Annotated in this window: 8 protein-coding genes; 6 read left to right on the forward strand and 2 right to left on the reverse strand. The window is 60.9% G+C overall.

What is annotated here, in order from left to right; translation table 11 throughout:
• Nucleotides 1-50: 50 nt before the first annotated feature.
• Nucleotides 51-3125, reverse strand: a complete 3075-nt coding sequence (locus BM036_RS01090; RefSeq protein ID WP_091848380.1) for a YncE family protein — start codon at nt 3123-3125, stop codon at nt 51-53.
• A 341-nt stretch (nt 3126-3466) separates the two neighbouring features.
• On the opposite strand from BM036_RS01090, the gene BM036_RS01095 reads away from it, so the two are divergent.
• Both BM036_RS01095 and BM036_RS01100 read left to right on the forward strand, forming a co-directional pair.
• The gene (locus BM036_RS01095; protein ID WP_091848381.1) at nt 3467-4327 is read left to right on the forward strand and encodes an AraC family transcriptional regulator; all 861 of its coding nucleotides are present in this window, start codon (nt 3467-3469) and stop codon (nt 4325-4327) included.
• Between the two features lie 45 nt (nt 4328-4372).
• A complete protein-coding gene (locus tag BM036_RS01100; protein WP_091848382.1) occupies nt 4373-5161 on the forward strand; it encodes a universal stress protein in 789 nt (262 codons plus the stop codon).
• Between the two features lie 23 nt (nt 5162-5184).
• On the opposite strand, the gene BM036_RS01105 is transcribed toward BM036_RS01100, so the two are convergent.
• On the reverse strand, nt 5185-5526 hold the full coding sequence (locus tag BM036_RS01105; protein ID WP_091848383.1) for a 4a-hydroxytetrahydrobiopterin dehydratase: 342 nt from the start codon (nt 5524-5526) through the stop codon (nt 5185-5187).
• Nucleotides 5527-5715: 189 nt separating this feature from the next.
• Between BM036_RS01105 and BM036_RS01110 the strand changes: the two genes are divergently transcribed.
• The 4 genes from BM036_RS01110 (at nt 5716) to BM036_RS01125 (ending at nt 11718) form a co-directional block, all read left to right on the forward strand.
• Entirely contained in the window at nt 5716-7194 is a 1479-nt protein-coding gene (locus tag BM036_RS01110) for an ATPase domain-containing protein (protein WP_177185958.1), read from the forward strand.
• A gap of 16 nt (nt 7195-7210) precedes the next feature.
• Nucleotides 7211-9514: a putative bifunctional diguanylate cyclase/phosphodiesterase gene (locus BM036_RS01115; protein ID WP_091848385.1), complete on the forward strand. Its 2304-nt coding sequence runs from the start codon at nt 7211-7213 to the stop codon at nt 9512-9514.
• Nucleotides 9515-9609: 95 nt separating this feature from the next.
• Nucleotides 9610-10302 (forward strand): translesion DNA synthesis-associated protein ImuA, encoded by a 693-nt coding sequence (gene imuA, locus BM036_RS01120; RefSeq protein ID WP_091848386.1) that lies wholly within the window; start codon nt 9610-9612, stop codon nt 10300-10302.
• A 3-nt stretch (nt 10303-10305) separates the two neighbouring features.
• Nucleotides 10306-11718 carry a Y-family DNA polymerase gene (locus BM036_RS01125; protein ID WP_091848387.1) on the forward strand — a complete coding sequence of 471 codons (1413 nt, stop codon included), beginning with the start codon at nt 10306-10308 and terminating at the stop codon, nt 11716-11718.
• Nucleotides 11719-11721: the final 3 nt, after the last annotated feature.

Genomic DNA, 11721 nt, shown 5'->3' on the forward strand with positions numbered 1-11721 from the left:
AAAACCCCGGTATGGAAGCCGGGGTTCTTACCTTTACTGCCGATCGCTTATCAGCGGCTGGCCACGTTACGCACACCACTGCCCGGAGGTGTGCAGGTGAAGGTCACGGAGGTGTCCTGTGCGCTTACCTGGTCCAGCAACTGATTGCGGGTCAGGGACGGCGTAGCCCGGTCGCCCGGCACAAACTTCTCGTTGGCGTTGAACACCCAACGCCGGTTCTGGCCATCGAGCACGGCTGTGGCGACAAGGTCACACTCTGGCCGCGGATTGGTGACCAGTGCACGCTCTACCAGCAGGTCCAGGCGGGACTGCACATCAGACCGGCTGCGGTTGTCCGGGGTCAGGGTCACCTGCTGCCCTACGATGGGATTCATCTCAGACGGGAAAGCCAGCGCCAGGTCCTGTACCAGCAAACGACGCCGCTCACCCAGTAACAGGAACACCGGGGCACTGAGGAAGTTGTCCACGGAACCAGACGCACCCTGGTTGTCGTAACCGAAACCACGGATCTGGGGGCCGGTTTCCGGGCGGTCGGCACCATTCTTGGTGAACATACCCACCTTCTGGTACATGTTACGCAGGTGAGGGATCTTCATATCCTCGTCCACGTCACCACCTTCGACGGACATGGTGCCATCGGTACCGAACATGCCACGGTCCGGATCCAGAACGTGACAGCCGTTACAGTTGGTCACGAAATCTGAGTTGACCGTGTTGTAGATCTCCAGCGCTTCCTGCAACTGCGGGCTGAGGCTATTATCCAGCGCTGCGATTGGGTTGGGCGGGTAAGTCAGTTCCAGGGCAAATTCAGCAAACCGGGTCATTTCTGCATCGCTCAGTTCAGTCTCACGACGCAGCAAGCCGGTAATAGCCTCGTTGAACTCCTTGAAAGCAGCCAGTTCCAGGCTCTCGCCACGGCTACGGTTCTCACCGGTGCGGTCACCCCGCCAGTGCAGCGGTCCATTTCCCTTGAGGCCTCGCAGGCTTTGGGTCGCCATGGGGCCCTTCATGGCATGGAAGGTCAGGTTACGCCCAATTGCCGGGACGTTGTCATTATAGGCGTTGGGGTTGTCCTCGGAAGCAATATCCGGATTACCCAGGTCCCAGGCCAGGTGATCCATATCACCGAACATATGGCACCCGGCGCAGGACGAATCACCGCGGCTGGAAGTGTAGGTAGCATCGTAGAGGAAGCGACGACCCTCCACGACCTTCTGCGGCTCCGGGTTCGCCATGGTAACGTGGGCAAGCTCGCTCATCCCACCTTCCACATCAACCACCGACACCCCGTTGTCGAAGCGGGTTGTCACAAAGGCGCGCCTGCGGGCTTCATCCAGGACCACACCCGTTGCACCACCACCGCTGACGACCAACTGGTCCTCAGTGTTGGGCTGGAAGCTGTCGCTCTCCAGCGCGCGGGTGTCATAGCGCACCAGCTTGCTGGAGCCCATGGCAGCCGTGAACAGTTCGTTACCGTCGGAAGACACCGCCATCTGCAGCGGGGTCGCTACCGCCCTCTCCTTCTCGGACGCAGTACCCAGTTCAGTGGTGTAGTCGATATGCTTGTTCAGGTGGCGGGGCTGTACGTTATTGCCATCCACCACGGTAATCCGGCTCTGTACGAAGTTACCGTTAACGGTGGTGGCATTCAGGCCGGGCCCCTCGAAGCGGGTCAGGTTATTCGCTTCCTGGTTGGATACGTAGACCTTGCCGTTGCCGGGGTTAACCACCAGGTTGAACAGGGTGGTACCCACCCCTGATGTCCTGGACGCCACCCTGGGCACGGAACCGGAGGTGTCGATCTCGAAAACGTCGTAGTCAGGCAGCTCCAGCTTGACGTACTCGTTCCACGACCGGGGCGCCTCACCACGTACAGGATCACCCGGACCCATCCAGTTACGGCCGTCGTATTGCACAATCAGACCGGTACGAGGCTGCTCGGTGCCATCGGCCGCGCGGTTGGGACCGGGCTTGTCGAGGCCACCGTCAGGAATTTCCTCGTCCAGCACGGTGGTCTGGTTACCCGAGTTGAACACGGCGGTGTAGACCTTGCTACCATCCGGGCTGCGAGCCAGTCCTCTGAGGGTGTCACCGAACATGTTCAGGATGGTGACAGGCTCGCCACCAAGCTGAAAGCCCGGGTTGTTGGTATCGAACACCCAGACGTCAGCCCGGCCAACACCGGGACTAGTCAGTTGCGGGTCAAAGGGCACGTTCTGGCCGCGGTGGGCAGCCGTGATGAACGCCCACTTGTCGTTGTCACCGGCAAAGACAATGTCCCTTGGCTCATCGCCTACCAGCAGGGTATTGCGAATACGGGCCGGGGATCTTGACACATCTACGACACTCACACTGTCCGACAGGTGGTTGACCACCCACAGCTCACCGTCATTCCGTAGATTGACCGCAACCGGCTCCATTCCCACAGGAATGGTTTCCACAGGCGTGGGGGTTTCCCCGGAAACATCGAACACCTGGACGGTATTATCGGGCGTGTTCACCACATACAGACGATTGCCGTCGGATGACAGCGCCATTGGCCGGACATGGCCAGACTCGAAAGTCACGAAGTCACCGGCCTCCGGCATGGGCTCGTCATCGCCACCCGGGTTACCGGGGTCTCCAGGGTCACCGGGATCACCGGGGTCGCCAGGATCTCCGGGATCACTGCTCGTGATCCCTTCCAGCAGGATGCTGCCCAGCCCGGCGCGCTCGAAGAAGCTCGAGGCATTGATGGCAAACTGGAGGTAAACCTGGTCCTGTCCGGCAACCATATCGCCAATATCAACCGTCACCACGCCGGAACCACTGCTCACGGACTGCACTGACTGGAAGGTACTGCCGTCGACCGACACGAAGGCTGTCAGGGATTCGCCACTGTCGAAGCCCGAGATATCACGATAGAAAGACAGGGTCAGGTCACTGGCACCATTCACGGTGATCGGTCCGGACCGGACCAGCGTCTCAATAGAACCACCACCGCGCATGGAGACTTCTCCGGCGGTCATGGTGTATACCCGGCCCTGGTCGGAAAAGGCCCCCAGGCCATTAGCGAACGTTTCTTCAAAAAGGACCGCTGCGGGCGCATTGGCTGAAGCCATGGCCAGGGCAAGCCCCGATACCAAAGACCGGCTCCTGGGCACACATGACCTGCCGAACGGTCGTATGATCTTCTTATTCATTGGAACTCTCCATTGATCTCTCCCTGAGAGGAGGCCCGTTACTCCATGGACCACCTTCATTGCTTGACGCATCGTCCATACTGCAAGGGGCACCCTGGTGGCGCCCTGACTGGCACCTGCAGGATACCTGCGGGCCGTCGCCGCCCATTTGTGTGGAATGATAATTCCATGGCATCTGAGCAGTTGATCACGGCGATGTGACCTCACTTCCAGCAATTACCGGTTAGGATAGGAGAGTGCCGAACGTCGGTGCCGGGAAGGATTTATCCCACGGAGGGAACACAGTGCGAGCAAGCGCCGGCGAGTCATCCAACCATCTCTATATCTGGGACAACCGGGTACTCTATACCGGCCCGGACACCCAGCCCCGTTACCGGTGCTATGGCAGTGCCGCGCTGGTCATCGGTATCGATGGCATGCTGCAACTGCATCGCCAGACCCACGCAACTGAAGGGGTAACTACCCGGTGTTGCGTGATTACCCCGGGACTCCCGGTTTACCTGGAGTCTGACAGTCCGGGCCTGCTGGTGCTGTTTCTGGACCCCTTCCTCCACGATCTGAAGGCACTTCAACGCCACGCCTTACGTCAGTCCCACGGGATACTCTGGGATTTCGACAACCAGGAACAGCTGGCTGCCATGGGGCACGAGGTGAGCACATCGCGGCCACCACCACAGGTTGTCCTGGCAATGCTTGCCCGACTCGGGCTGAGCCACTCATCCCGGCTTGATCCCGGCAGCATTGATCCCCGGGTCGCCAGGGCGGTGGGCCTTCTTCGCAGCAAACGCATGCACAATATCACCACCGAAGACCTCGCTTCGGCCGTCAACCTGTCGGTTCCCCGGGTCATTCAACTGTTTCGACAGTATCTCGGAATTTCAGCCGGCAAATACCGACAGTGGCACCGCCTCCACGCCACGACCCTGGCCATTGCCCAGGGTCAGAGTTTTACCCAGGCGGCCGTGGGTTCGGGTTTTTCGGACCTGGCACACTTCTCCAATACCTTTCACAGCATGCTCGGCATCATGCCCACCAGCCTGCTGCGCGCCAGGAATGGCGTCCAGTTCCACGTCGACCCCCAACTCGCCAGTGAGGGGTTCAGCACCCTGACCGGAATCAATAGCACTAACAGCACTTTGTGCTAGCTTTAAAGACAAAGTCATCCCACCATTCTTTCGGGGAGTGTTTGTATGCTGAGCCATATGATTCTGAGTGTGGATTACTCCGACGGCTGGGAGCTGGCCATCCGGCAGCTTCCCCCCTTGCTGAGGCGCCTGGGCGTCAGCAGGCTGACCCTGACCTACGTCATCGAACCTCATACCCGGAAACATATCGAGGACAGCGAAGGGGCCGTAGAGAGCAAGCTCAGGGACCTGGCCGGCAAATACGCGGATGACTGGGGCGTGGAAACCGATATCGCGGTACGCCACGGCTTTGTGGCTTCCTGCATGGTGGAGCTGGCACGGCACCTGAAAGCCGATGGCATTATCTGTTGCAGCACCCACCACTCTGCCGGCCGCGAACTGTTCATGGGCAATATCACCATGAACCTGGCTCGAATGGCCCGACGCCCGCTGCTGATATTGCCCACGGAGGGACAACCCTCATCCAGCCAGTCGCCCGTATTCCTGGCAACAGATGGCTCCGAGAACGCGGACCGGGCGCTCGATCTGTTCCGGCAACTGGTCAATGACGGCCAGGAAGGGCGGGTGGTCTGGGTCCGGCCTGACGATGCCCCCGAGGAGGCAGACCGTGTCGACCAGCTGGTCCATGACATCGCCAACAGCAAATCGTCGGTGCATGCCCGGATTCTCAACGGCCAGCCCGCCCGGGAGCTGCTGGAGCTGATCAGCGAAAGTCGGCCGGCGCTCACCCTGATCGGCAAGCGCGGGACCACGCCAGTGGAACAGCTGCCCCTTGGGCATACGTCCGAGACCGTTGTCCGGGAAAGTCTCAGCCCGGTGTTGCTGGTGCCCTGACGCAAGGCGGCTTTCCGACCCGTTTACACTTCGTAAATAGCGTCCGTACGTGCTGCCATGATGAAGTCATTGCGGTGCAGGCCGCCAATCTTGTGGGTCCACCACCGCACCGTAACCTTGCCGTACTCCAGCAGGATAGCCGGGTGGTGACCCTCCGCTTCTGCCAGGTCCGCCACCCGGTTGGTGAAGGCCTGCCCCTGGACAAAGTTACGGAAAGAGTACACTCGCCTTAGCTGCGGAACCCCTTCCTGATGCACCACTTCCCAGTTCGGCAGCTCCATTAGCAGGCTGTCCTGCTCTTCGGCCGATACTTGCGGCGCATCAGCACGACAGGCTTCGCAATTCTGTTCGCCCAGTCTCTTCATAGCTCCTCCATGAAACACTGAATAATTTCGCTTATGTAAACCTATGTTAAGGGATTGTTTCGGCGACACCTGTACGGTGAGCGTGGGGTCAAGTCGCTAATCGCCTGCCCCGGATACCTCACTCCGGCCATTTCCTTATGGAATTAACCGGTTATGCACGCCGGCAACGGCAAACCTCAAGGAGCCCTTGTGGCAGAACGCGTCTCCACAGGCATACCCGGGCTGGACGAAATCATGCATGGCGGTATGATTGCCCAGCGCACCTACATGGTTAATGGTGACGCAGGCAGTGGCAAAACCACTCTCAGCCTGCACTTCCTGGCCCAGCGCCAGGACCAGGACACTCTCTACATCACCTTCAACAAGAACAGTAGCACCATTGAATGGCTGGCGGACACCCTTGGCCTGACGTCCCCCAACCTCCATTTTGTCGACTTGTCCCCCGGCGATATCGACGACGAGGTAGAAGCAGCCTTTGACCTGCTGCCCAGTTCTGAACTGGGCATAAGACCGGTGCTGCAGCGTATCCGGGAAGCTGTTTCGGAACATCAGCCCGCCCGGATCGTGATCGAGCCTCTGTCTTCCCTGCTCTACCTGGCACCGGACCGTTACCAGTTTCGCCGCCAGTGCCACGCCCTGTTTGATTACCTGACGGGTACCGGGGCCACCGTTCTGTTCACAGCGGAAGCCGGTCAGATCCCCGGTGACGCCGATGGTGATCTCCGGTTCATCTGTGACGGCGTTATTGAGTTACAGAGCATGCGGGAGGGGCGCAGCATCAGTGTCAGCAAATTCCGGGGGTCAGGCTTTGCCGACGGAGTGCATTTTCTCAGGCTGAGCCCTGAAGGCATGCAGGTCTTCCCCCGACTGGTGCCGGAGGACCATTCACAGGCCTTCAGCCCGGACCTGCTCAGCAGCGGTATTCCGGAGATGGACCAGATTCTCCATGGCGGTATCAACCGGGGCACGGTTACGATCATTGCCGGCCCCACCGGCGTGGGCAAGACCACGCTGGGCATGGAGTTTGTCATGGCAGCGGTAGGCCGGGGTGAGCGCAGCGTGGTGTATACCTTCGAGGAAGACGCCCAGACAATGCTTGCCCGGTGCCGCAGCATTGGTATGCCGGTAGATCGACTGCTGGAAAGGGACGACCTGAACGTCACTCCCATCGAACCCATGCGGTACTCGCCGGATGAGCTTGCCCTGCTGGTACGCCAGGAGGTGGAGCAGCGCGGCGCCCGCACGGTCATGCTGGACAGCTCATCCGGCTACCAGATGTCTGTCTCCCGCCTTTCCGTGGCCGGCGACGAGATCATTGAGCGCCTGCATGCACTGTGTCGCTATCTGACCGGCATGGGGGTAACGGTGCTCATCATCAACGAAACCCCCATGATAGCGTCGGAAAATGTCCAGCCAACGGATCCCCGCATCAGCCATCTGGGCGACACCCTGATTCTGCTGCGTTACCTGGAATTCCAGGGCGAGGTCCGCAAGACCGTGGGGGTACTTAAAAAAAGGACGGGGGATTTCGAAAAAAGCCTGCGAGAGTTCGAGGTCACGCCCACCGGCCTTTGGGTGGGCGCTCCCCTGCATCATCTGCAGGGCATACTCCGGGGCCTGCCATGGTCCCCCCGGAATCACAAGACACCAACGCAGTCGCTCAGCTGACAGAGGAGGCAACGGATTGGCTCGTTTATTCGTATCGTTCAGCCAACCCGGTAATGAACGGGTATTCAGGGAAGCCCTGTCGCAGCACCAGATCCTGGAGACGCAACAGGGGCAGCTGCCAGACACTCTCTTCGACCTGGCCATCCTGGACCTGGCCAGCTTCCTGCGTCTTCGGGAAAGTCTCCGGGAGAGAAGACAAACCCTCAGCCCTGCCCTTATGCCAGTCATGGTGCTGTTACAGCAGGCCCAGACAACTCGTGTGCGGGAGCTTCTCGGCAGCGAGATTCACGACATCACGGTTAAACCCTCCTCCCGTGTGGAGCTTTCGGCGCGTATTGACAACCTGCTCAAACTCCACGACCTGTCCCGGCAGCAACAGGTGCAGCTGGATTTCGCAGAACGGAGCCGGGTTCGCACAGACCGGGCCTACCGCGTGTTGGCCGCAGGCAACGAGGTGGTCTTGCGGGGGGAAGACGAAACCCAGCTGTTCCGGTCAGTCCTCGACACTCTGATACGCCTGAGTGACTACGCCCTGGTCTGGATCGGACGGGCGAAAAACGATGATAACCGCTCGGTCGAGGTACTGGCATGGTCCGGAGACGCCCAGGAATACATCCATAACCTTCAGGTACGCTGGCAGGAAGACCGCTTCAGCCAAGGGCCAGCGGGACGTGCCATTAAAACCGGCATGCCCTTTGTCTGCGAAGATGTGGAAACGGACGCCATGGTCCGACCCTGGCGCAGTCTGGCCAGGGAACACGGCATCCGCTCATCGGTGGCCATACCATTGGCCTTCGGCGAGAACGACCTGGGTGTACTGGCCATCTACAGCGCCCGTCCACACACTTTTACAGATGACGAGGTCAGCCTGCTCGAGCGTCTCGCCGCCAATGTCTCCTTTGGCGTGGAAACACTGCGCATGCGAGATCATCTGCAGGAACAACGCACACTGGCCTGGAACAGCGCCTACCGGGACACCCTCACCGGCCTCCCCAATCGCCAATGGGTGATGGAGGAGCTGGAACAGCTGGATGCGGAATTCAACCGGCACCGGCGGGTCGCCGCTGTGCTTTTCGTTGACCTGGATGGTTTCAAGCGTATCAACGACAGCCTGGGTCATGAAGTCGGCGACCAGTTGCTCCATGACGTGGCAAAACGACTGACCCAGGTGGCCCGCGCAGAAGACTTCGTGGCCCGGCTGGGGGGTGATGAATTCCTCATCCTGATGCGATTTGATGAATCTGACGACATTATCAGCCAGGCGGCAGACCCCACTGCAGCCATTGCCGAGGCGGCCGCCCACCTGGCAGAGCGACTGACCCGCTCCATGAAACAACCGTTTCACCATGGCGCACTGGAGCACCACCTCGGCGCCAGCGTCGGTATCAGCCTGTATCCGGCAGACACCACCCGTGCCAGCGACCTGATCAACTTTGCGGATATTGCCATGTACGAAGCCAAGTCCGCCGGCCGTGGGCACTTCCGCTTCTACTACACAGAGCTTTCCGTGCGGAACCGTCACAAGTTGACCCTGAAAAACAACCTGCACCGGGCGGTGGATGCCAATGCCTTTGATGCCTGGTATCAGCCGATTATCGACATCCGCACCGGCAAGGTGGTCTATGTCGAGGCCCTGATGCGGCTGATTCACCCGGACGGCACGGTGACGACCCCGGGGCATTTCCTGCAGACCCTGGAGGAAACCGGGCTGATTTCCCGCTCCGGACAGATGATGCTGGAGCAGGCATGCAGCACCCTCGCCTCCTGGCGCACCCTGTTCCCGGAACTACGCCTTTCGCTGAACCTGTCCGTCAACCAACTCTGGCAGGCCGATCTGATCGATCAGCTGGAACAGATGCTGGCTCAGCATCACCTTCCGGCCAGCGCGCTTATGCTGGAAGTGACCGAAGGTTCGATGATGACGGATATCGTAAAAACCGAGCAGTTCCTGGAAGCGCTGCATGGCCGGGGATTCGAGATTGCCATTGACGATTTTGGCACCGGATATTCATCTCTGAGCCGCCTGCGCTCCCTGCCGGTCAACAAGCTCAAGGTGGACAAATCATTCATGGACGGGATACCCCGGGACCGCAAGAGTATGGAGATGGTCAGGGCCATATTGCAGATGGCCACCAGCCTGGACCTGGAAGTGGTGGCTGAAGGCATCGAAACGGAAGATCAGTTGCAGGTCCTGGCAGAGGCGGACTGTCACTTCGGACAGGGCTTCCTGTTTGCTCGCCCCATGTCGTCGGAAGACCTGCTCACCTACCTGAGCTTGCCTGGCAAGGAACAGACCACCCCCTACAGACCCATGGCCTGACGGGCAAGCCACTCACTGGGCCAGTGACTGGTCTCCGGGCTTGAAATTCGGGCCCATCCCGAATACTGTATATTTAAACAGTATCGGAAAAGGCCATGAGTGACCTGCTGAATTCCCTGCTCGACGACGCCCGCCTCTGGCGCGGGCACCGCCAGCTTGCAACAGAGCCAACCCCGGAGCACACCGGCTTTGCCACCCTCGACAAAGAACTCGGGGGCCTTGGCTGGCCCCGGGGTGCCCTCAGCGAATGCCTGCTGGACGGCCCAGGCATTGGCGAACTGCAACTGGTTCTGCCCCTGCTCCAGAGAATGACCAAAAGGCAGCAGTGCGTATTCTGGGTTAACCCGCCGTTTACTCCCTATGCTCCTGCCCTCGCCCGGGCGGACGTCGACCTGGGCCAGGTGGTCCTGGTGCGGACCGAAAACCAGCCTGACCTTCTGTGGACCCTGGAAAACTGCCTGCGCTCACAGGCTACCGGACTGGTACTGGCCTGGCCTGACAGCCTGGCCGCCCGGGATATCCGCCGCCTGCAGCTGGCCGCCGAGGCCGGTCAAAGCATCTGCATCCTGTTCCGCAGCCGGCAAGAGGCCTGCCAGAGTTCGCCGGCAGCACTCCGGCTGGAACTGGTTCCGGATGACCGCCTCGGCCTGAAGGTGAACATCCTCAAGCGTCGCGGGGGCTGGCCCGGCCAGGGTTGCAGACTTGCCATGGCCGCCCGGGTCCAGCAGGACGTGACCGAGGCCAGTACCGTTATTCATGGCCCCTGGCCTGATCATCAGAGCGGATAGACCATGCCCTGGCTGTACCTGCACTTCCAGCACCTGCTGCTGGACCATATTGCCCGTGCCCGGGAGGCCAGTGCCCCTCTGGCCGTTCTTTGCCAGGGATCGCGGCGCGTCCTGCAGGCCTGCCCCCGGGCCATGGCGCGGGGCGTCCAGCCAGGCACTGCCCTCAAAACCGCTCTCAACCTGGCGCCGGAGCTGGTCATGGTCCACGCCGATGACAATCGCCAGGCCCGTATCCTGGAACAGCAGGCCCACTGGCTTTATCGCTATATGGACCGGATCACCCTGTACCCGCCGGATGGCCTGCTGGCAGACGCCGGCAGTGTAAGGCGCCTGTATGGTGGCCTGCAGCCACTCAGGGAAGCGTTGCAGAAAGCCCTGGGGGAGCGCCAGCTGCATGCCACCCTGACCACTGGCACTACCCCGCTGGCTGCCCGCTTGCTGGCCCGGGCCGGCGCTGACTGTTTTACAGAAGGCACTGAGGAGATGGCCACTAACCTGGCTACCCTGCCCCTGGCCGCCACCGAACTTGAGCAGCGCACCCTGCAGCGCCTCACCCGTCTGGGGCTGACCACACTGGGTGAGTTGCAACAACTGCCGGCGGCCGAACTCGCCCGCCGCCTGGCTCCGGAAACCCTGGTTCATATCCAGCGCATCCTTGGCCAGCGGCCTGAACCCCAAACCAGCTGGCAGCCCCCCCATGAATTCCGGCAAAGGGCGGATTTCGGCCTGCCAGTCGAGAAAGCCCAGGGGCTCCTGTTTGCCCTGCAGCGCATCCTTGCGGACCTGGAAAGTGACCTCCAGTGGCGACAGCAGGACACTGACAGCCTGTTACTCATATTGCACCATTACCGCCAGGAGCCCAGCCACCTGCAAGTACGGACCACTGGCCCGGAACACCGCGCCGAGGCCTTTCTCAACCTGTTGCGGATTCGACTGGAGCAACACCCCTTGCAGGCCCCGGTGGAGACCCTGGAACTGCGGGTAACCCGCTTTCTCCACCGGCACACGGCCACATCCACAGACCTGTTGGGTGAAACCCGGGACACAGGGGAAGCCTGGCACACCCTGGTCAGCCGGCTGCAGGCCCGGCTAGGTGAGCAGGCCCTGAAGCACCTGGCCCCGGCGGCGGACCATCGCCCGGAAAGGGCCTGGAGCGCATGCAGCCTGGCACGCCAGCAGCGGGAGCCAATGCCGGAGCACCTGCCCCTTCGCCCCCTCTGGCTGCTGTCCCAGCCCGCAACCCTGCAGGTGGCTCCGGAAGAGTGGCTGAGCGGACCGGAACGAATCAGCGGTGGCTGGTGGGACGGCGAGCGGGTATTGCGGGATTACTACATTGCCCGGCTGCCCGCAGGCCAGCTGGCCTGGATCTATCGACACAACCAGCAGGGCTGGTTTGTCCATGGCTGGTTTGGATGACCT

Source organism: Marinobacter segnicrescens (genome assembly GCF_900111555.1).
In the GTDB taxonomy this organism is placed as follows: Bacteria; Pseudomonadota; Gammaproteobacteria; order Pseudomonadales; family Oleiphilaceae; genus Marinobacter; species Marinobacter segnicrescens.

What these genes read in the sequence shown, in the direction of transcription:
- BM036_RS01125 (WP_091848387.1), top strand. Translation starts at nt 10,306, where the DNA reads ATGCCCTGGCTGTACCTGCACTTCCAGCACCTGCTGCTGGACCATATT.
- BM036_RS01100 (WP_091848382.1), top strand. Translation starts at nt 4,373, where the DNA reads ATGCTGAGCCATATGATTCTGAGTGTGGATTACTCCGACGGCTGGGAG.
- BM036_RS01105 (WP_091848383.1), bottom strand. Translation starts at nt 5,526, where the DNA reads ATGAAGAGACTGGGCGAACAGAATTGCGAAGCCTGTCGTGCTGATGCG.
- imuA (WP_091848386.1), top strand. Translation starts at nt 9,610, where the DNA reads ATGAGTGACCTGCTGAATTCCCTGCTCGACGACGCCCGCCTCTGGCGC.